Source organism: Methyloglobulus sp. (genome assembly GCF_040079455.1).
Taxonomy (GTDB): Bacteria; Pseudomonadota; Gammaproteobacteria; order Methylococcales; family Methylomonadaceae; genus Methyloglobulus.
This window is the reverse complement of record NZ_JBEBKJ010000023.1, coordinates 20,728-41,915: the sequence shown is the minus strand read 5'-3', so window position 1 is coordinate 41,915 and position 21,188 is coordinate 20,728. Positions and strand designations below refer to the sequence as shown.

24 protein-coding genes are annotated in these 21,188 nt (G+C 45.4%); 16 read left to right on the top strand and 8 right to left on the bottom strand.

Features of this window, described 5'->3' with window-relative positions; translation table 11 throughout:
• Both ABL924_RS07265 and ABL924_RS07260 read right to left on the bottom strand, forming a co-directional pair.
• On the bottom strand, positions 1-182 hold a 182-nt coding region (locus tag ABL924_RS07265; RefSeq protein ID WP_349026409.1), incomplete at its 3' end, for a hypothetical protein.
• Positions 183-473: 291 nt separating this feature from the next.
• Positions 474-1,730 (bottom strand): HlyC/CorC family transporter, encoded by a 1,257-nt coding sequence (locus ABL924_RS07260; protein WP_349026408.1) that lies wholly within the window; start codon positions 1,728-1,730, stop codon positions 474-476.
• Between the two features lie 152 nt (positions 1,731-1,882).
• Between ABL924_RS07260 and mepA the strand changes: the two genes are divergently transcribed.
• The 7 genes from mepA (at position 1,883) to ABL924_RS07225 (ending at position 7,568) form a co-directional block, all read left to right on the top strand.
• Entirely contained in the window at positions 1,883-2,719 is an 837-nt protein-coding gene (gene mepA / locus ABL924_RS07255; RefSeq protein ID WP_349026407.1) for a penicillin-insensitive murein endopeptidase, read from the top strand.
• A gap of 257 nt (positions 2,720-2,976) precedes the next feature.
• Entirely contained in the window at positions 2,977-3,687 is a 711-nt protein-coding gene (gene pyrF / locus ABL924_RS07250; protein WP_349026406.1) for an orotidine-5'-phosphate decarboxylase, read from the top strand.
• Between the two features lie 92 nt (positions 3,688-3,779).
• Complete coding sequence (locus ABL924_RS07245) at positions 3,780-4,850, top strand: lytic murein transglycosylase (protein WP_349026405.1); 1,071 nt, start codon at positions 3,780-3,782, stop codon at positions 4,848-4,850.
• A gap of 62 nt (positions 4,851-4,912) precedes the next feature.
• Positions 4,913-5,230 carry a hypothetical protein gene (locus tag ABL924_RS07240; protein WP_349026404.1) on the top strand — a complete coding sequence of 106 codons (318 nt, stop codon included), beginning with the start codon at positions 4,913-4,915 and terminating at the stop codon, positions 5,228-5,230.
• A gap of 114 nt (positions 5,231-5,344) precedes the next feature.
• Positions 5,345-6,241 carry a hypothetical protein gene (locus tag ABL924_RS07235; protein ID WP_349026403.1) on the top strand — a complete coding sequence of 299 codons (897 nt, stop codon included), beginning with the start codon at positions 5,345-5,347 and terminating at the stop codon, positions 6,239-6,241.
• Positions 6,238-7,080 carry a carboxylating nicotinate-nucleotide diphosphorylase gene (nadC, locus tag ABL924_RS07230; protein WP_349026402.1) on the top strand — a complete coding sequence of 281 codons (843 nt, stop codon included), beginning with the start codon at positions 6,238-6,240 and terminating at the stop codon, positions 7,078-7,080. Before ABL924_RS07235 ends, nadC begins: the two co-directional genes overlap by 4 nt.
• A gap of 2 nt (positions 7,081-7,082) precedes the next feature.
• Positions 7,083-7,568, top strand: a complete 486-nt coding sequence (locus ABL924_RS07225; protein ID WP_349026401.1) for a flavin reductase family protein — start codon at positions 7,083-7,085, stop codon at positions 7,566-7,568.
• A gap of 27 nt (positions 7,569-7,595) precedes the next feature.
• Here ABL924_RS07225 and ABL924_RS07220 read toward each other — a convergent pair whose 3' ends face one another.
• A complete protein-coding gene (locus ABL924_RS07220; protein WP_349026400.1) occupies positions 7,596-8,099 on the bottom strand; it encodes a hypothetical protein in 504 nt (167 codons plus the stop codon).
• Positions 8,100-8,406: 307 nt separating this feature from the next.
• On the opposite strand from ABL924_RS07220, the gene ABL924_RS07215 reads away from it, so the two are divergent.
• A complete protein-coding gene (locus tag ABL924_RS07215; RefSeq protein WP_349026399.1) occupies positions 8,407-9,354 on the top strand; it encodes a hypothetical protein in 948 nt (315 codons plus the stop codon).
• A gap of 222 nt (positions 9,355-9,576) precedes the next feature.
• Here the strand turns inward: ABL924_RS07215 and ABL924_RS07210 are convergent, their stop codons facing one another.
• On the bottom strand, positions 9,577-9,750 hold the full coding sequence (locus ABL924_RS07210) for a hypothetical protein (RefSeq protein WP_349026398.1): 174 nt from the start codon (positions 9,748-9,750) through the stop codon (positions 9,577-9,579).
• A gap of 645 nt (positions 9,751-10,395) precedes the next feature.
• Between ABL924_RS07210 and ABL924_RS07205 the strand changes: the two genes are divergently transcribed.
• On the top strand, positions 10,396-11,100 hold the full coding sequence (locus ABL924_RS07205) for a hypothetical protein (RefSeq protein WP_349026397.1): 705 nt from the start codon (positions 10,396-10,398) through the stop codon (positions 11,098-11,100).
• A gap of 74 nt (positions 11,101-11,174) precedes the next feature.
• Here the strand turns inward: ABL924_RS07205 and sucD are convergent, their stop codons facing one another.
• The 3 genes from sucD to ABL924_RS07190 are packed head-to-tail and all read right to left on the bottom strand — an operon-like array spanning position 11,175 to position 14,222.
• Complete coding sequence (gene sucD / locus ABL924_RS07200; RefSeq protein WP_349026396.1) at positions 11,175-12,062, bottom strand: succinate--CoA ligase subunit alpha; 888 nt, start codon at positions 12,060-12,062, stop codon at positions 11,175-11,177.
• Positions 12,063-13,247 (bottom strand): malate--CoA ligase subunit beta, encoded by a 1,185-nt coding sequence (locus ABL924_RS07195; protein WP_349026395.1) that lies wholly within the window; start codon positions 13,245-13,247, stop codon positions 12,063-12,065.
• Positions 13,248-13,271: 24 nt separating this feature from the next.
• Positions 13,272-14,222 (bottom strand): CoA ester lyase, encoded by a 951-nt coding sequence (locus tag ABL924_RS07190; RefSeq protein ID WP_349026394.1) that lies wholly within the window; start codon positions 14,220-14,222, stop codon positions 13,272-13,274.
• Between the two features lie 253 nt (positions 14,223-14,475).
• On the opposite strand from ABL924_RS07190, the gene ABL924_RS07185 reads away from it, so the two are divergent.
• A complete protein-coding gene (locus tag ABL924_RS07185) occupies positions 14,476-15,642 on the top strand; it encodes an aminotransferase class V-fold PLP-dependent enzyme (protein ID WP_349026393.1) in 1,167 nt (388 codons plus the stop codon).
• 83 nt (positions 15,643-15,725) lie between these two features.
• On the opposite strand, the gene ABL924_RS07180 is transcribed toward ABL924_RS07185, so the two are convergent.
• The gene (locus ABL924_RS07180; RefSeq protein WP_349026392.1) at positions 15,726-16,238 is read right to left on the bottom strand and encodes an NUDIX domain-containing protein; all 513 of its coding nucleotides are present in this window, start codon (positions 16,236-16,238) and stop codon (positions 15,726-15,728) included.
• 521 nt (positions 16,239-16,759) lie between these two features.
• Here ABL924_RS07180 and ABL924_RS07175 point away from each other — a divergent pair.
• From ABL924_RS07175 to ABL924_RS07150, 6 genes are all read left to right on the top strand, one after another.
• On the top strand, positions 16,760-17,188 hold the full coding sequence (locus ABL924_RS07175) for a hypothetical protein (protein ID WP_349026391.1): 429 nt from the start codon (positions 16,760-16,762) through the stop codon (positions 17,186-17,188).
• Positions 17,189-17,523: 335 nt separating this feature from the next.
• Positions 17,524-17,796, top strand: a complete 273-nt coding sequence (locus ABL924_RS07170; RefSeq protein WP_349026390.1) for a hypothetical protein — start codon at positions 17,524-17,526, stop codon at positions 17,794-17,796.
• Positions 17,797-17,967: 171 nt separating this feature from the next.
• Positions 17,968-18,903: a tRNA (adenosine(37)-N6)-dimethylallyltransferase MiaA gene (gene miaA / locus ABL924_RS07165; protein ID WP_349026389.1), complete on the top strand. Its 936-nt coding sequence runs from the start codon at positions 17,968-17,970 to the stop codon at positions 18,901-18,903.
• A gap of 138 nt (positions 18,904-19,041) precedes the next feature.
• Entirely contained in the window at positions 19,042-19,740 is a 699-nt protein-coding gene (locus ABL924_RS07160) for a LemA family protein (protein ID WP_349026412.1), read from the top strand.
• A gap of 25 nt (positions 19,741-19,765) precedes the next feature.
• Positions 19,766-20,674: a YgcG family protein gene (locus tag ABL924_RS07155; RefSeq protein WP_349026388.1), complete on the top strand. Its 909-nt coding sequence runs from the start codon at positions 19,766-19,768 to the stop codon at positions 20,672-20,674.
• The gene (locus ABL924_RS07150) at positions 20,668-21,174 is read left to right on the top strand and encodes a TPM domain-containing protein (protein ID WP_349026387.1); all 507 of its coding nucleotides are present in this window, start codon (positions 20,668-20,670) and stop codon (positions 21,172-21,174) included. The genes ABL924_RS07155 and ABL924_RS07150 overlap by 7 nt, the downstream gene beginning before the upstream one ends.
• Positions 21,175-21,188: the final 14 nt, after the last annotated feature.

The following is a 21,188-nucleotide window of genomic DNA, read 5'->3' as shown; positions in this document are numbered from 1 at the left end:
TGCGAAAGCTTGTTTTGAGGACGTCCTGTCCAAACAAGCGGCAAAAACTTAACGCGACCGCCAATGCCTGCGGCTGCCCCAGCCGTCCTGCCACCCTCGCCCCATACCCGACAAGGGGTATGGGGCATCGTTGCGCAATGACTCGACGCGATGTCGTAAAGCTGTGCATTTTCACGCCGCAAACAGCGCTTCGTGAAAACACACAGCACTATCGCTTCTGGGGACTAAAAATCTTCACTCCGCTAACGCCACGTTTCCAGGATTTTCAGCGAAGGTTTTTAAGGGCATCCTCCCACAGGCGAAAAAAAAAGACGAAGCGGGTATGTGGTTCTATTGTGGTTTAATCGGACGGAAGAAAACGTCGAACCTAAAATTTTGATTCAGGACGAAGAGGATCGGCGGTACAACTATCCTTGTTGATATTTATGAATACTGTAGGGCAGGTTGAAACTGCCTTACAATAGTTGAACGCCCTACTTCTCTTTTTGCGGCAAAAACTTAACCAACTTAACCGTATTATCATCACGCTTAAGGATTTCCAGCGGATAACCGTGCAGCTTTATACTTGTGCCAACTTCCGGTATCGTTTCCATAAACTCGATAATCAGTCCATTCAGCGTCTTCGGGCCTTCAGTCGGCAATTCCCACTGCATAAAGCGATTTAGCTCCCTGACAGTGATATTGGCATCTACCACATGGCTACCATCACTTTGCATCCTTACCTGGGTATCATCAGTGATGATCTCGCCGACAATTTCCTGCAATAAATCATCCATCGTCACTAAGCCATGAACATCGCCGTATTCATCGACGACGAGGCCAACACGGACTTTATCTGCTTTAAATGCCAGCATCTGTGAATGCACAGGCGTGGTGTCAGGAATAAAAACAGGTTTACTCAGCAAACTAATGATCGTCTGCTTGTCAAAATCTTCATGATTGATAAGAATCAACACCTTACGTAAGTGCAAAAAGCCAATAATGCGGTCTACGCTCTTCTTGTAGACAGGTAAGCGGGTGTGTGGGCTGGTTTTGATTTGATTGATAATGTCCTCAAGTGGCAGTTCTAGGTCAATGCCCACGATTTCATTGCGGGGAGTCATGATGTCCTCAACCGTGGCTGACTCAAGTTCCAAAATGCCCATCAACATTTTTTGGTAACGGTGTGGCATGATGCCTTCGGCTTCGGCGATAACTACTTTCAACTCGTCCTTACTGAGTGTTTCCAAGCTGTGTTCTCTGACATCCACCCGAAACATCTGTAACAGAAGGCTAACAAAAATATTGACGAATTCTATGATAGGGTAAAACAGCTTCAGCAGGGGAACATAAACCCATGCCGAAGGAAAAGCGATGGTTTCCGGTTTTACTGCAGCATAAGTTTTAGGAGTGGCCTCCGAAAAAATCAAGGTCACCAGAATCAGAATCCCATCAGCAATAAGCACTGCGCTTTCTTGTTCTGGATAAAGCCGGATGGCGATGATGGTGGCGACGGACGCGGCGGCAGTGTTGACGAAGATATTTCCCAGCAAAATCATGCCCAATAATCGGTCAGGCCGTTGCAGTAACCTTTGGGCTTTTATCGCACCCTTATGTTTAAGTTTGACTAAATGCCTTAAACGATAACGGTTTAAAGCCATTAATGCTGTCTCTGAGCCAGAAAAAAAAGCGGAAAGAATAAGCATTAAAGCGAGTATGCCAAATAGCATACCCAGGGTCATATCGTTCAAAGTGGTCTCTTGGGAAGTGAAAAACGGGTCTAGTGTCTACGATGTGAGAATTTTGTCAAGCAGTGATGAACAGAGTCTTCTTTCTTGCGCTACAATTACCCGATAGCGTCGTTGTCGAATGATACCCCTAAATAATAAAAGCGCCCAGATTTATGAAATTAACCTTTTTTTTAGCATTGCTCTGTTTTTTTTCCGTCAGCCAAGCCCAAACAGATGCTCATGCTTGGTCAAGAGTCGAGAAGCCTACGTTAGCCAGAAGTGCCCAAAGTATTGGCAAATATACATCGGGTTGCCTAAAGGGTGCGGCAACCTTACCGCAGAATGGTCAAGGTTACCAGGTGATGCGATTATCCAGAAAACGCTATTATGGGCATCCCGATCTCGTTCAGTTCATTGAGAAAATGGGTGAAACTGCACATAATCAACGCTTAGGCACCTTGCTTATTGGTGATATGGGGCTAGCGCGGGGTGGTCCAACCCTGACCGGTCATCGTAGCCACCAGACTGGACTTGATGTCGATATTTGGTATCTCCTCGCGAAGGAGGCTGAAAAAAAAGAGCTCAGCTTTAGCGAACGTGAAGAATGGGGAGCCACCTCTGTCCTGACAAGCAAAGAAAAGGGTATCAACCCAAGCCAGTGGTCGTCAGCAAATGAGAAAATTCTTGAGGCGGCCGCACGGTTACCTGAAGTTGACCGCATTTTTGTTAACGCGCACATCAAACAACAGTTATGTCAGCGTAAAATTCCCCATGATTGGTTACAAAAAATTCGCCCTTGGTATGCCCATGCAGATCACTTTCACGTCCGGCTGAAATGCCCCGGCGGGGATATTCGTTGTGAAAAACAAGACCCCGTTCCTTGGGGTGATGGTTGCGGCGCCGATCTTGCTTGGTGGTTTTCGGCTGAAGCTCAAATGCCGTCCAAAAAGTCTCCAGCAAAGAAGACACCTCTACCTACAGCGTGTGATGCCGTGTTGAATGAGGATTAGATCTAATCCAACATAGCTAGTGCTGAAGTGAAAATCTTATTATAGATAAAGCCCTAATTCATCAGGAAAAACTACTATCAGCATAGATTTTCATTAAAGATATTCGCGAGAAACGCGCCCATTTTAGGGTTTTTAAGACGTTTAATAATACCTCAGTTTTTAGTGGAACAATGCTTTGGTAGCGTGCATTTTTGAAAAATAAGTCTGTCTGTGTGATAGCATACACGGTTTATTAGTAGTTATTTTGTGGCCAAACCGTGAAAAATATAGCACTAAATGAACGAATAATCTTTGCGCTCGATGTCGCTGACCCAGATGAAGCAAAACAATGGGTTAGAAATCTGGATGGCGATATTAAATTTTTTAAGGTTGGCCTGGAACTATTTTTAGCCGGTTGGTGGGATATTGTTGATTTCATCATCGACCGAGACAACAAGGTCATGCTCGACCTGAAATTTTTTGATATTCCCGAAACCGTCCATCTTGCGGTACAGCAAGTTAAAGATCGAGGCGTAACGTTTGCCACGATACACGGTAACGATTCTATAATCAAAGCCGCACTTTCTGATAAAGGTAATGTCAAAGTGTTGGCGGTTACCGTGCTGACCAGTTTTGATGAATCCGACATGCGCCAAATGGGGTTGACGGGGTCGATTGAAGATTTGGTGTTGATTCGTTCAAGGAAGGCGCTAAGTTTGGGCTGTGATGGCGTGGTTTCTTCCGCACTAGAAGCCAAGCCTTTGCGCGATGAATTAGGCAACAACTTTCTTATTGTCACCCCTGGGATACGTCCAGAATCGAGTGTTCCTGGCGAAGATGACCAAAAGCGGATTGCTACAGCGCGTAAGGCGATTTTCAATGGCGCAGATCATGTCGTTATTGGCAGACCCATCCGCATGGCGGCAAACCCCATAAGCATCATAAAAAAATTACAGGATGAAATAGCAGAAGGACTTGCTAGCGGATAGCTGCGTAATTTGAACAGCGACGGTTTTGGAAATGGTTAGGACTCCCAAATTAGGGTAACGGCTTTATTAACTTTGCAGTGGAAGGTGGTCTCGTGACAAATTCATTCAATAAACACCTAGTTAGACTGGTTTTTGTGGTGTTATTCTCAGGATGTGCCAGTGATCCAGCAACTGATTACAGCTCTTCCTATCCTGAAACCATCAATAATCCACAAGCCAACCTTCCCATCAGGCCGATGACACCGCCACTGCGGTCTACGCAGTCTAAAGGCGCATACGAGCCTTACAGCCAGTCTGTAGATTCCTACGGCACATCTGGCAATTACGCCAATTCCTATCCCGTAAAAAGCTTTATCCGGCACATGTGTGATACCCATGGCTTTTCTGAAAGCTACTTACAAGGTTTATTCGCGCAAGCTAATCGGCTGGATTCAGTCATTCGTCTGGAAGCTCCGTCGCCAAAAACTTCTACACCGTCCCGTCCAGGCAGTTGGTCACGTTATCGTGGTAAGTTTCTCACCGAGCAGCACATCAGCAACGGCGTAGAATTCTGGCGTGACAATTCGGATGCTATTAGCAAAGCCAGTGCTGCTTATGGTGTTGATCCCGAATATATTGTCGGCATTATTGGGGTTGAAACCTATTTCGGTAAAAACATAGGCAAAACCTGCGTCTTCGATGCCTTGACCACCTTATCATTCGATACCCAACGCCGTTCTAAGTATTTCATGTCAGAACTGGAAAACTTCCTGCTAATGACCCGCGAAGAAGGCTACAACCCACGCCAACCTGTCGGTTCCTGGGCGGGTGCAATGGGCTTGGGACAATTCATGCCCAGCAGTTTCCGAAAACTTGCCGTCGATTTCGACCGCAACGGACGGCGCGACCTTTGGCAACCTAATGATGCGATTGGCAGCGTCGCGCATTATTTCTCCCGCAGCGGTTGGGATTACAAAAGCCCAGTAGCACAACCAGCCAGCGATTCCTACGGCGCGTCCGTCATCGAATTAAGCACGTACGAAGGCATGGAATACTGGCGCGTCCACCCTAACTTCAAAGTCATCAAGCGTTACAACAACAGCAACAAGTACGCAATGGCAGTGCATCAATTGGCACAGGCGATTAAGAATCGTTATCAGTATTCCCAGGTGAGTGCGAATTAAGGTAAAAATTACAGCAATCTACAGGTTGAAGCGAAATTAATGAGTTCGGTTTAATTCATTTTATGCCATGGTTTGAAATCAGCCTTGTAATTTCAGAGTTGATAGCTCTTTATCTTCTTTGCTGTATTTGGAAATCGGGCGATATATTATTTTTTAAAATTAGCTATTCAATCATTGCGATAATTCCGTTTCTTGGTCCTTTATTTGTTTTCTGGATAACAAACATGCCATCTCGTCAGGCAGAGATATTCCAGGATCAGCAAAGATTAAATACAGATGTTTTAGATCGCTGGAAGCATGTACTAGACGAAAAAAGTCCACAGAGAAAGTTTCGTTTGTGGCGAAGTATGTTTGAAAAGAACAAAAACGACGATATTTAGCAAGTAGCCTGGATGGAGCTTGCGGAATCCAGGAATTAATAATTTCGATTTCCCGTATACGTTGTACTTCATACGGCTACTTAATTTGATTTTTCAAACCCTTTAGGAAAACTTGTGCCAACAAAATCCACCCCACTAAAAGACCACGACACCCCCATCAAGGTACTGTTTACCGGCTACCTGATTACCGTCGGTATCGGTTACATGTTCGCACTGATCCAGATATTGCTGACCCACGGGATGGCGGACGGTAAGTTCGGCTTGTCGGTTGATGATATTGTTTATAGCTATTACGGTAACCGTTCCGGTACGGTGTTGGAGCAGCAACTTAACGGTGCAATGAAGCAGAATGCAACTGAAAAACAGCGTTTTGATATCATCCAATGGGTCAGGGATGGTGCGGATATTGATGACTATAAAGCTGACGGTATCGAAAAGATCATCCAGGAACGCTGTGTTATGTGCCACAACAAAGAGGCTTCCGGTATCCCGAATTTTAATGATTTTGAGAAGTTGAAAGCGTTGACTGCCCAGGATGAAGGCGCTACGCTTGCTTCACTCACACGCGGATCACATATCCACATGTTTGGCATCAGCTTTATCTTTATGTTTGTCGGGATTATTTTTAGTTTTTCGGAAACGACCAGCATTAAATACAAATGTATTGCCGTCGGTATGCCCTATGCCTTTCTGATTGCCGACATCCTGTCCTGGTGGTTGACCAAATTCTTTCCGATGTTTGCCTGGTTGGTCATTTTTGCAGGTATGGGCATGGCTGTTTCGTTCATTTTTATGTGGGTGACTTCTATTATGGAGATGTGGCTGTATAAGCCGGTTTACGTGGACGGCGTGTGGGTTCACTACCAACAATGGAAAACGAAATTTGCTGAAAACAGCTACGAAGAGAAGTTGAAGAAGCTGGTGGCATTTGTAAGTAGCGTTTTAGTTCAGGCGAGACAGATTGTGGGCATCCTCATAGAGAAAATTTTAAAGAATACCGTTAACAAATGACAAACTCGACTTTGATTGAGCCGCAATTAGCGGACGTAAGGGCTTACCTTAAAGAAGACATTGGCACTGGCGATATTACCGCTGCTATTATTCCTGAAACCGTTCAGGCTGAAGCCCTCGTGATTACGCGGGAAGCGATGGTGGTCTGTGGGCAAGCTTGGTTTGATGGGGTTTTCAGGTGTCTCAATGCTGATGTAAGTATTTTTTGGCACGTACAAGAAGGCGAAGCTGTCAGTCCCGGCACAACCTTATGCAATCTCAGCGGTTTCGCAAGAGCGTTATTGACCGGGGAACGTACAGCGTTAAACTTGCTACAAACCTTATCCGCAACTGCAACAATAGCAAGGCACTATGCCGAAGCCGTCGTCGGGACAGGATGCAAAGTATTGGATACCCGCAAAACCATCCCAGGTTTAAGAAACGCACAAAAATATGCCGTCGTTTGTGGCGGTTGTTATAACCATAGAATCGGTTTGTACGACGGCGTGTTAATCAAGGAAAATCACATCGTTGCCGCCGGATCCATTGCTAAAGCCGTGCAAATAGCGCGGCAGCAGTCATCCGTTCCGATAGAAGTGGAAGTTGAATCACTACTGGAATTCCAGGAAGCAATCGCCGCAAAACCTGACCGTATTATGCTCGATAACTTTACACTTGATGATATGCGGACGGCGGTTGTCATGAACCAAAACGCGATTGAACTAGAAGCATCAGGCAATATCACGCTAGAAAACATTCGTACCATTGCCGAAACAGGTGTTGATTACATTTCCATCGGTGCGTTGACCAAAAATATCAAGGCGATTGATTTAAGTATGCGGATTAAGTTGGTGCATTAACTATGATGCAAAATTCCAACGTTTTGTTTAAACAGATTACCCACGGTGTTTACGTCATCGCGGTCGCCAACGGTTCGGAACAAAACGCATTTACCGCAGCCTGGGTGATGCAGGTTTCCTTTGATCCACCTATTATCGCTTTCAGTATCAACCCTGAGCATTATTCTTACCAACTGTTAAAGGCTAGCGGTGTTTGTACTGTCAATGTCTTGGGGCAAGACCATTTGGCCATCGCCGCACATTTCGGACAATCCGGAGTTAAAGAAAAAATGACAACTTATCGCTGGCAAGCAGGAAAAACAGCGGCGCCAGTATTGTCCGCCAGTTTGGCTTATTTTGATTGCAAACTCAGCCATTTTACGGATGCTGGCGATCACAAAATTGCTGTGTGTGAGGTAATTGCTGCCGCTGAACTAAATTCAGGCTGGCCGTTATTGTACGGCCAAACCGGTAATATGGATGGCAGCAGTGAATATTACAAGGATTGACAAAAGTAGTTTTTTATTGATTCGGCATTAAAAACAACTGCCATAATCCAGTAATATGTCCTCACAGTTGAAAAATATACGCGGATAGTCAATGCGAATCAGAAGCTTAAGGCCGTATTCAACCATTACGGAGATCGTTGCCAGTCGAGCCAAGGACGCCCAAATTCGAGCTTGTGTGTTGTCTGAGCAACGCCATACACTAACTATCCACCAAGCGACGGTCAAGAGAACAATAAGATGTATTTCATCCCAGCTAGAAACGGTTATGACTCCACTTTTTGCCAGTATATCTGCGGTAAGTAAGCTGGCATTCAAAAATAGAAAAAAAGGCCAAAACACCCAGTAAAGGGACATACCACCTAGCCAAGATGTCAGAAGGAAGCTATCAAAAGGTTGAGCTTGCCAGTTTTGGTCAGGTGGAGGTGCGGTGAAGTAAATTACGGCAAAGATCGCGCCTATCATAAGCAGACACTCAACTGGACTAACTAACTGAATGTCATTAAACAAAATGGGCAAGGAATAAAAAAACATAGTCAATATTCAGGTTGTATTCAGGTTAGAAAGACATAATATCGGCGGAGGATTTGCTTAAGATTTGTTAGATTTTTTGTTTTTCTTAATAAGAAATCTTATTAAATCAATCTGATACTGACCATATTTTATTTTCAGGCAATTTTATCTTGGCATTTTTTGCTAGAATTGGATAAAAATTATTCATCCAGTTATAATTTACGTTGTAATGCAATGCCGTACCCACACTTCACCTGCATGATGGGCATTTTCATCACGCAAATCTTGCAACCCTAGGTCTTATTACACACCACGAAGGAAAACTATTATGAAAATTCAATCGCTGTTTATGGTAAGTATAATCTGTTTTTTCTGTATCGGCGCTTTTGCCGAATCAGGGAGTACTGCGACGGGTTTGTGTAAAGATGGAACTTCTTACACGGGAGCCTCAAAGAGAGGTGCTTGCCGAGGGCATAAGGGAGTCAAAGAATGGTACGGCGATAATACCGCTACGGCGACAAGTAGCCCAGCATCATCTGTGCCAGCCACTACGGTCGCTAGCGACAGTGGTGTTGCTACGGGAATGTGTAAGGATGGCACACCTTATACGGGTGCTTCCAAGAAAGGTGCGTGTAGAGGACACAAAGGTATCAAGGAATGGTATGCCGACAAGAATAGTGTAAGCGCTCCGGCGGCTGTGCCTGCAACAACCGCAGTCACACCAGCAGCAACCGCCGATGGTGCTGCTACAGGTTTATGCAAAGACGGAACGCCTTACACAGGGGCCTCAAAAAGAGGCGCTTGTAGAGGACATAAAGGCATCAAGGAATGGTATGCAGACAAGCAAGTGCCAACTGCAAGCGAAGCCACACCTGCTACGGCTGCACCAGTTGCAGCTACACCAGCAGCTGACGGAGGAGCCGCCGCTACCGGTTTATGTAAAGATGGTACTACTTATACCGGTGCTTCCAAAAGAGGTGCTTGCAGAGGGCATAAAGGCGTAAAAGAGTGGTATGCCGATAAACAACCCGCCCCCGCTGCAGAAAGCACTGCTCCAGCGGCAACTGTCGCGCCTGCTGCAACAGCTGCACCTGTAAAAGCAGCCGCTACAGCCCCAGCAGCAGGATCGGGTAAGGTTTGGGTCAACACCCGATCTAAAATCTACCACTGTGAAGGCAGCAAATTTTATGGCAAGACCAAAGAAGGGGAATACATGAATGAAGCTGATGCTCAGGCGCAAGGTTACAATGCAAATCGTAAAAAAGTCTGCCATTAAGCTAACTTAAGGACGTTCTGGCTAAGTCGTCCTTCGGCAAGGTTCAAGCACGAACGGTAATTTGTGGACTCCCTTCGTGCAGCTTGTCGAACCATGAGAGAAACTGATTCGATCAGCGTTTCTTAAGATTACACAATAGTGACTGTGCGATTTTCTCGCAGTCATTAATGGTCTTGTATATTGAGTGGCTCAAAATAAGCGTTTTGAACCAACTTTATAGCGTTAAGGTTTGTAAAGTTGCAATAAGCCCATAAGTGCAATCAAAAACCAAACCATATTAAGCCAAAGCAAAGGCTTGGCTTTATTATGTTTGGCATTAGTGGCCATACACAAAGCACCTGTTAGATTCATCATGTGGTAGACAGCAGAGCTGACTTCAACCAGCTTGATCGTCACGAACAAATAGGCACTGACGATCAGGATAAAGCCGATTCAGCCGATTAGCTCAAAGTGTTTATCGTTGCTTAACATGGGTTATATTTTATTTTAATTAGGTGTTCTGAGGAGCGGGACGTATCCATCGCAATGAAGCTCAGGACAAATGATAATACCAATCCCAATCCCAATAAGTTGTTATTTGAATCCCCTCATCCTAACCTTCTCCCACTGGAGAAGGGATAATATGTGAACTTATTGGGATTGGTATAAGGTGTCAATTGTAAAAAACTTGCATTTCAAATCAATAAATTAGAAACTAAATCTCCCGACAGATTTTATCTATTGGAATGAATGAGTTGTGGTTTGGAATACTGTCGAAAGTGCGCTGGTTTTATTACCAAGAACGAGCAAAGAATAAGATTTACTTATAGGGGTCTCTAAAAATTCAAAAAACTCCTTCTCCCTCTGGGAGAAGGTTGGGATGAGGGCTGTAAAAACTAGCATTTACAACCCTCACCCTCACCCTAGCCCTCTCCCAGAGGGAGAGGGGATTTTTAGAGATCCCCTTATAGCATTAAAATCGTAGTTTCCTAATTATATTTGTATATATAACATAGATTTAAGTCTATATTTGTTAATTGCTACAGGAATCAAGGAGATTTTATGAAGTTACAAGCGCCTAACACACTATGCACAGTTTTTCTGATAGTGCTAATAAGTTTTAGCACTCCAGTAGTTAATGCGGCACGTTACAATTTTTCGCTAAGTGGATTGTCGGGGAGCATCCTTTCAAGTAATGGCGATATTTTGGATACATACAGTAATGGACGTATTTTTGGTTTTTTTGAAGGTGAAGACAAGTATTCCGATGACTTTGGCAACACTGGCTCAGATGGCTTGATTACCGGGGTGCGAGCTAATGGTAATGAAGTTACACACTTTTCTTTAACCTTCACCGGAATTCCAAATATCTATGGGGTAAATACAGATACCCCCGGTGGTATGGCCGGAGACGAAGGAAGTTACTTGCAATATGATATTAAAAACAATTCTCTTGAGCTTGTGCGTTATATAGATGTTTCTTTGGATGGTAGGTACCTTGGGGCATTGGATGGCAATACTTACTTTTTTAACTCTGCTCGCTCCGTAACTTACCTAGGCAGGCATGGCGGTGGAATAAGTGCATCTGCCTTTTATGTTGAAGGCCGTGACAAAGATGGGAATCCTATATCATCTGCCCCAGGAATAAGTTGGGGTTCAACAGAGCCAGTTTTTGTATCCCAAGAAGTTCCCTTGCCTGGAGCCCTAGTGTTTTTTACTTCAGGGCTTGTCTGGTTGGGCATCATTAAACGTAAAAAAATCGCTTAAATTGCGCAAGGGTTATCTATCAAGCTTGAACTGCCCATAAGCCACATTTTTTGTGGGCAGTCCATGATATTTTCTTACATTTTTGCCAACACTTCCGCTACCGTAGCCCCCATTGCCGCAGGAGTGGGGCAAATAATAATGCCCAAATCTTTCAGCATGGCGACTTTTTCGGCTGCACCTTCACTTGCGGATGAAATGATCGCTCCAGCATGACCCATACGGCGGCCTTCCGGTGCGGTTAAACCAGCAATATAAGCGACGACGGGCTTGGTCATATTGTCTTTCGCATAAATCCCTGCTTCCACTTCTTGTGGACCACCGATTTCACCAATCATCATGATGACCTTGGTTTCTGGGTCTTTTTCAAATTTAGCCAAGATGACTTGGTGTGCGCTGCCGTTGATGGGGTCGCCGCCTATGCCTACAGAAGTGCTAACACCAATCCCTAAGACTTTCATTTGCGCTGCGGCTTCATAGCCTAACGTGCCAGAACGGCCTACGATACCGACATTGCCCTGCATGTAAATATGTCCAGGCATGATACCTAACATAGATCGTCCAGGGCTAATCGTACCGGCACAATTCGGCCCTGTTAAGATCATGCGTTTGTCATCAGGAAAACGGCGCAGGAAATTTTTGACCGTCATCATGTCTTGCGTCGGGATACCGTCGGTAATAGCAACACAATACTTAATCCCGGCATCAGCGGCTTCCATGATGGAATCAGCCGCAAACGCGGGTGGTACGAAGATGATGCTAGCATCGGCTTGGGTTTCCTGTACAGACTCTTTGACTGTATTAAATACAGGTAACCCTAAGTGTTTCTGTCCACCTTTGCCAGGTGTCACGCCACCGACGACTTTAGAGCCGTACTTCATCATGTCTTCGGCATGGAAAGTGCCGATTTTGCCGGTAAAGCCCTGGACGATAATGCGTGTGTTTTCGTTGATTAAAATAGCCACTTAGCATCCCCCTTTTGCAACGGCTTCGTTACGCGCTTGCACAGCTTTTTCAGCTGCTTCTGCCAATGTGTCTGCGGTAATAATGGGTAAGCCGCTTTCCGCGATTATGCGACGGCCTTCCGCGACATTGGTGCCAGATAAGCGAACGATGAGCGGAATTTTCATATCAAGTTTCTGCACCGCATGAACTACACCCTCTGCTATCCAATCGCAGCGGTTGATACCTGCAAAAATATTGACCAGCATGGCTTTCACATTTTCATCGGCTAAAACTAGGCGGAATGCCTTTTCCGTGCGTTCTGCGGATGCACCACCGCCCACGTCCAAAAAGTTGGCCGGTTCGCCGCCTGCCAATTTAATCATGTCCATTGTTGCCATCGCCAGTCCAGCGCCGTTAATCATGCAACCGATGTCGCCATCGAGTCCGACGTAACTTAAGCCACGGTCGGCAGCGGCCATTTCCCGTGGGTCTTCCTGGGTTTTGTCGCGTAATTCGGCAATTTTTGGTTGACGAAACAAGGCGTTGTCATCAAAACTCATTTTTGCATCCAATGCGATCAACTCGTTATTTGCGGTAACGACCAGAGGATTGATTTCCAGCATACTGACATCGAGTTCACGCAAGGCGCGGTAGCAACCCCTGATCGTTTTGACTGCGTGGCTCATGATTTCGGCATCCAAACCTAGGGCAAATGCCATTTGACGGGCTTGATAATCCTGGATACCCACGGCGGGTTCGATGTAGATTTTGGTGATGGCATCTGGGTTTGTTGCCGCCAGTTCTTCAATCTCCATGCCGCCTTGGGCAGAGCCAACCATGACGATACGTTCTGAGCTACGGTCAACCAGGAAGCAAAAATATAATTCTTTCGCGATTTCTGTTCCGGCTTCAACATAAAGCCTTGAACAAATTTTTCCTGCGGGACCGGTTTGGTGGGTAACTAAACGTTTGCCCAACAAATATTCTGCTGCTTCTGCAACTTCGTCATGCGTTTTGCAGATTTTAATGCCACCGGCTTTACCGCGTGCACCCGAATGAATTTGTGCCTTTACCGCCCAGACGTGTCCGCCAATATCCCGTGCGCGTTGCACAGCGTCTTCTGGACTATATGCCAAGCCACCTTCGGCAATTTTAACGCCGTAGCCGCTTAATAATTCTTTTGCTTGATACTCATGAATATCCACGGCATCTTCCTCGTGTTTCTGTGATTATTTGGTTTTTGCAGCGATGGCTTCGGCTGCTCTTACGACATTATTCGCCATTTTTTCGGAGGCGGCATCAATTAGCCGACCATCCAAAGCAGCAGCGCCTTTACCTTGCGCGGCAGCTTCTTGTAATGCTTTTAGGATGCGTTTGGCTTTTTCTACTTCGGCGGCAGGCGGGGTGAATACTTCATTAGCCAGTTCTATTTGCGAGGGATGGATCGCCCACTTACCTTCACAGCCCAATGCTGCCGCCCTCTTTGCAGCGGCCTTAAAGCCGTCTGGGTCTTTAAAATCGCCGAAAGGTCCGTCAATAGGCCGCAAACCAAAGGCTCGACAAGCTACTGTCATACGGCTTATAGCTGAATGCCATTGGTCGCCAGGATAATCAGGATTTAAGCCACCGATGTTAGTAGTCCGCGCGCGATTGCTGGCGGCATAATCGGCGACACCAAAGTGCAGCGCTTCAAGTCGTCCACAAGCGCCATTACGGGCGATGTCTTCAACGTTAGCCATGCCCAATGCGGTTTCGATTAAAGCTTCAATACCGATTTTGTTTTTTAAGCCTTGCTGCATTTCTAATTGGTTAAGCATGGCTTCTACCATATACACATCGGCATAAACCCCCACTTTAGGGATAAGTATTGTGTCTATTTTCGAGCCAGCTTGTTCGACCAGATCGACGACATCGCGCACCATATACTGGGTGTCCAAGCCGTTGATGCGGACAGAAACCGTGATACCGTGGCTTTTCCAGTCGATATCGTTGATGGCCTGGATGACATTTTTCCGGGCTTGCAGCTTATCGTCAGGGGCGACGGCATCTTCTAAGTCAAGAAATATGAAATCTGTACCGCTTTTCAACGCTTTCTCAAACATTTCAGGGCTTGATCCCGGAATCGCTAGCTCACAGCGTTGAACGCGTTGCACTGACGCTGTGTATAAAGTATGACTCATTAAACATCCCTAATTTGTAACTGGAGGATTTTTGAAAGATAGCTCGAGCTATCACCACAAAATCCATATCAAAATCAACCCGCCATTCTACGTTTAGTGCAAGTAAAGTCAATTTTTAACGTGCAGATGATTGCCGATTATTTTCGGCTATGTCATCATAATCCGCATTAGAGGGCGGCAGTAACAAAAATAACCTGTCTTTTGTTGCCTGTAAAATATCAAACTTATTCAACAACTACTTAGAGGCAAAACCATGGCTGGTCGTAATCACCTGTATATCCCGGGCCCTACCAACGTACCTAATGAAGTTTTAAATGCAATGCACATTGCGATGGAAGACCATCGTTCTCCAATCTTCCCCAAATTGCTGACACCGTTATTACAGGATTTGAAAAAAATATTCCGCACTGAAACCGGACAAGCATTTATCTTTCCTGCGACTGGAACAGCAGGTTGGGAAATTGCCTTAACCAACTGCTTAAATCCTGGGGATAAGGTTTTGATTTACCGTTTCGGCCAATTCAGCCATTTATGGGCAGAGATGGCGAAACGCTTAGGTTTTGATGTTGAAATTCATCAAGAAACCTGGGGCAAAGGCATTCCGCTAGATAAACTGGAAGCTCGCTTAAAAGAAGACAGCGACCATGAAATCAAAGCCGTCTTAGCCACACACAATGAAACTGCTACGGGTGTCACCAGTGACATCGCCGGTGTCCGTAAGGCAATGGATGCGTCGAAACATCCCGCTTTAATGTTTGTCGATGGCGTTAGCTCCATTGCCAGCCTGGATTTTCGCATGGACGAATGGGGTGTGGACGGTGCAATCAGCGGTTCACAAAAAGGCTTTATGTTGCCTGCTGGCGGTGCGTTTTTGGCATTCAGCCAAAAAGCCTTGAAGGCTTCGGAAACGACTACTTACCCACGATGTTTCCTAGATTTACGCGATCAAATGAATGCTAATAAGGATGGTTACACGCCTTATACGCCCAATCTGCCAATCTTGTACGGCTTGCGTAAGGCACTGGATTTATTGCTGGAAGAAGGCATGGAAAATGTCTATGCTCGCCATCATCGCTTAGCAGAAGGCACACGCAAAGCAGTTGCCGCCTGGGGATTAAAGCAGTGTGCGCATCCAGGTTTTGAGTCCAATACCGTAACAGCCATTATGGTGCCGGAAGACAAAGATGCCCGTCACGTCATCAGCACAGCATTTAGCAAATACAATATTTCGCTTGGCGCTGGCTTGTCGGAATTGGCAGGTAAAGCATTCCGTATTGGTCACGTTGGCGACATGAACGATGTTTCCATGCTGGGTGCGATTGCCGGCGTGGAAATGGCGATGCTGGATAACGGTTTTGATATTACGGCGGGTAGTGGTGTTGCTGCGGCGATTGAGTATTATCGGGCGACGGCGAAATAATTCAACACCGTAACATGTGCTGAACGAAGAGAAGCGCATCGGTCTTATTATCTCGGCTGATGCGCCTTGTCCCTCGGTAAATTCTACTTAACCACAAATATTGGCAAAATAAAATCCGTCCCCGCTAAATCAACATCATGCAAACCCACTAAACCGCTTTGGGCTTGAGCATGATAAGTACTCAGAATAATCTCGGTTAAACCCACGACCACGTCATATAACCCCAAATCGTCCAAACTTATCCACTTAGCTTCAGCAATATCGCTCTGAGCTATGGGAAAACACCTTTCTGCATCAACGAGTTGAACCCAATAGTCGATAATCACATAATGAAAGCCTTCAAGCTGCCTATCAACAACGGCAACGATATGTTTCACTTCGACATCCAGATTGGTCTCTTCATGAAACTCACGTCGACAGGCCTCAACCAAGGTTTCACCTGGCTCTAATCTACCGCCAGGAATTGACCACAACCCTTTAGCGGGTGCTTGATTACGCTTTATAAGCAACACCTGCCGACTACTGTTAAACAACACGCCTCCGACACCGAGACTTGGTATAGGCGGTGTTTTTGTCGAGTCAATTAGCTTATCCATAGTAGGTTTGTGAACTTTTCATTATCTTTCGCCATTTTTGCTTGTATGTTAGGAACTAAATTATAATCAAAATCTTCTCGAAGCCAGCTTGATATTAACACTCAGCCGGACGGGGCATGTTGCCCCATTCGCAAGGTTTCGACGTGGTTCAACAACGTCATCGTCGGGAAAACGTGAGTAAGACGGGATTACAAATCCCATCTCGCGTAGGCCTTCCCATTCAGGTCAACACCTTGTACCTGAGATACACTCTTTGCAATGTCCAGACCAATTGTCGTAATATTCATCTCGGTTTTCTCGCCTTCTGTTAAGTGGTGGTTTTACCCTCCCACTTTGGCACATCGCGATGCCGTTGGGAAGGCGAGGAGTCCATACCATTAGGCTACTCGCTGCCTTGAATTAATTAACACAACAAAACTGTTTGATATTTTTGAAATATTATGTCAGGGTATCGTCGCGAAAGTAAAAAACGTAACGTTAATCCATAAAACACTGTGATTATTTATTTCAGGAGTCTTTCTATGAAAACGAAGCAATTAATTTGTACTTTTACTTCTGATTTAGGGTTTCTTATCCCAAAAAGATTTAAAATTTTAGTGAATATTCTATTTTTAGTAATGGGGATTTCTCTTTTCGGAACTCAGACACACGCTGCTATCACTTGTCCAGCATATTTGAAAGATACCACAAGAAACGCTCAGTGGATTTTTACTACACATGGTTACGAGTTTTTTTTTGTTGATAATCGAACTGTTTTTAGGTTTGTAAAAGGCCAGCCGAATACTTTTAATTTGGGTGGAGTGGTAATTGGCGGACTTCGTGTATTGCCGAATGGTTCATTCTCAAAAGGTGGAGTTCAAGTCCGAGTCTGCGGCACAGACAATTTGGTATATGTAAAATATCGTGCTTCATCTAACCTTAGTTCGTGGGGCCCCTGGTTCAAATTATGATAAAGCCCTAGGTTCTGTTGACATTTCATCTCATCGTAGCCCGGTAGGATGTGGTGAGGTACGAACCACATCGTTCGTGTTTCTCGATTGGTGCGATTCACTTTGTTCATCACATCCAAGCTGTGACAATTTGTCGCATTCCCAAAGTCTGGGTAAACCGTTAGACTATGTCCGACTTTTGTGGTGTCCACCACTGCACAGGTCGCACCCTCCTCATTAATATCCGGTGTTAATTGGCAATTGGAAGACTACATGACACAAGCCATATTTTTTTGAGTATCTTATTGGGTTGCGCTAATTTTGAACAGCTATTTTAATTAAATTAAGAGGTGATTATGTTATCTATAAAATCAATCAAAATGTCATTGCCGTTATGCGTGTGCGCGGTATTAGCACTCTCGTCACCTGCACTTACCCAGGCTGAAGAAGCCTATGAAAGCGGCGGGATTTCTTCGACTCGTGCTGCGGAGCAAAGGGCTGCGCTAGCGCATAAGGCTGAGGAAAGAAAGAAAAGGGCTGCGGAAAAACAAAAGGCTGCTGAAGCCCCAAAAGCGGTTGAAGCTCCAAAAGAAGTTGAGAGTCCAAAAGAAGCCGTGCCTGCAAAATAATTGCTGTACAGGCTGTCTCCGCGTGACGGGGTATATTGTCAATGCTGTTAGTATAAGCGATTTAGTGCTGTAGGATGTGCTTCACAAAGTGAAGCGCATCGTTTGCGTTCTCGGCAGATGCGTCTCGTGCCTCGGCATATCCTATATTTAGCATATTTTACAGGTTAAATAATGCAGCCCCATCCCCCCACCATTTTCTTAATGGGCCCAACGGCATCAGGAAAATCAACATTAGCTGTACAATTAGCCCAAGCATTCAATGGTGAAATCATCAGTGTAGATTCTGCACTGGTTTATCGAGGTATGGATATAGGCACGGCAAAACCTACCTTGAATGAAAGGGCAGGGGTGGCGCATCATTTAATAGATATTCTCGACCCGACAGAAGCGTTTTCTACCGGGCAATTCCGAACAAAAGCATTGGCGTTGATGGCTGAAATAACCCAACGTGGGCGCATCCCGATATTGGTCGGCGGCACGATGTTGTATTTTAATGCTTTAAATAACGGGCTTGCGGTATTGCCAGAAGCCGATCCTCTTATCAGAGCAAAGTTAGATGGCGAATTAAAAACCTTGGGGAAAGAGGCATTACACCAACGTCTTGCAAGTATTGACCCCGAATCCGCTGCCAGAATCCATCCTAACGATCCACAGCGCATCCAACGTGCTTTAGAGGTGTATGAAATCAGCGGCAAGCCATTAACCGCTTATTTTAACGATGCTCAACAAATAGAAATCCCTTATCAAAAATTCAAACTCATCATTGCTCCAAATGAGCGAAAGGCGTTACATAACATCATTGCTAGCCGATTCACCCAAATGCTGGAGCAAGGCTTTATTGAGGAAGTCGAAACACTTATGAATCGGGGCGATTTAACTGAAAAAATGCCATCAATCAGGGCAGTCGGTTATCGACAAATATGGTCTTATCTGCATGAGGAATATAATAAAGCCACGATGATTGAGAAGGCCATAGCCGCCACTCGACAATTAGCTAAACGCCAGTTCACCTGGTTACGGCGGGAAACCGATGCGCTAAGCTTACAAACTGACCAAGCTAACTTGTTGGAAACCGCATTGACACATATAAAAAATCAGCTTGAATGATAAGTTTTGTATTATCAATGGTTTCAGTGTATCTTTCGCATCAGAAGTAAAATAGATTGTGGTTTTTTAGAACACCCTTGCAGCGGTTAACCCTAAATACTTAAACCAAATAGCCATAAAAATAATGGAGCAATAATGATGACTTTCAGCAACAACAGATTCTTTCAATATCCCTTAATTCTGCTGGCAATACTTGCCTTGTCCGGTTGCGGGTACAACACGTTCCAATCTTCGGATGAAGAAATCAAAGCCTCGTGGGCTGAAGTCTTAAACCAATATCAACGTCGTGCCGATTTAGTGCCCAATCTGGTGAATGTGGTCAAAGGTTATGCGGCGCATGAGAAAGACGTGTTGACGCAAGTGACCGATGCACGTTCACGGGTTGGTTCGATCAATGCAACCCCCGAATTGATTAATGATGAAGAAGCCTTCAAGAAATTTATTGCCGCGCAAAGTCAGATGAGCGGCGCATTGTCTCGCTTGATGGTGGTTGCCGAAAACTACCCGCAATTGAAAGCTGATGGCATGTTCCGTGACTTGCAAGCCCAGCTTGAAGGTACAGAAAACCGCATTACGGTTGCCCGAAATCGGTACATTTCTACTGTTAAGGACTATAACATCACTGTGCGCTCATTCCCTACCAACCTGACTGCGATGATATTCGGATACAAAACAAAACCCAGTTTTACGGTGGAAAATGAACAGGCGATTGCTGTGCCACCTAAGGTTGATTTTGGTGCGCCAGCGCCAGCCGCAATTCCCGCACCTGCGACAGCTCCGCAACAACCGATGACTTTACCTGCGCCCGTCGTTCCGGTTGAACCTGTACGGCAGTAACCGAGGATAATCGCCTGATTGCAACATGAAAACCGATATTTCGCACAGTAGCAGTTCGTTTGCCAAATTAGGGGGGGTGTTATGGCTGATTTTATTGTGCCAGCTTGCGCCAGCTTGGGGGTATGTCGAAATCCCCAAACTATCCACCCGTGTAACTGACCTTACAGGGACGCTTAGTGCCACTCAAACCCAAGCGTTAGAAAGCAAGCTGGCAGCATTTGAAGCTAAAAAAGGCAGTCAGATCGCCGTGTTAATCGTACCGACTACACAACCCGAAGATATTGCTGAATTCGGTATTAAAGTCGGTGATTTATGGCGTATAGGTCGCAAAGGCGTGGATGACGGCCTAATTTTGATTATCGCCAAGAATGACCGCAAACTCAGAATCGAAGTCGGTTATGGTCTGGAAGGCGTAATTCCCGATGCCATTGCCAAGCGCATCATCGCAGAAACCATCACACCTTATTTAAAAAACGGAGATTTTGTTGGTGGGGTTGATGCCGGAGTAAATCAGATAATCGGCTTGATTGATGGTGAACAGTTGCCAGCACCTGAAGCTACACAAATAAACACTTCACAACAAGACGAAGGCGGATTTATCTTCCTGTTATTTGGCGGATTATTTGCAGGTTCAATGCTGTCGTCATTGTTTGGTCGCACCACGGGTGGGCTAATTGCTGGCATAGGTAGTGGCGCACTGGCTTATTTCCTCCTAGGTTTTGGAATTGGCGCAATCATTATTGGCATTATTATCTTCTTTTTAACCAGCGCAAATTCCATGGGCGGCGGCGGTGGTGGTGGTTGGTCAAATAGGGGAGGGGGCTATTATGGCGGTGGTGGCGGCTCTTGGGGTGGAAGCAGCAGTGGTGGTAGTTCCTGGGGCGGTGGTGGCGGTGGTAGTTTCGGTGGCGGAGGCGCATCAGGCTCATGGTGAAATTGTCACGCTGGTTAAAACATACTTTTATGCCGCCTTGGTGCTGGCGCTTGTCGTTTCCTGTTGACGCGCTTAACGATATTGAAAAAGCTGTTAAATACTCAGAATCTCAACACAGCGGCGAACTCAGATTCGCCATAGAAAACGCACTGCCACCGAGTTGGGTGTGGCATGGTATGTCAGCTCGCCATCGTGCTACGGAGGTTTTTTCCAATCTGCGAGTATGGGATACCGAAAAAAACAGCGGTGTGCTGATTTATATTCAACTAGCAGATCGGGAAGTCCATATCCTCGCAGACCGTGGCATACACAAGTGTGTTGATCAATCTGAATGGAACAGAATCGCCCAGACTATTCAAAATGAGTTTCACCAAGGCAATTTTCGACAAGGTTCATTGCAAGGTATTGATGAAATCACCCAATTATTGACGACCCATTTTCCTGCCAATTCAGATTATGGGAATGAGCTTCCGAATAGGCCTGTTATTATTAAGAGATAGCTTTACTATTGCCG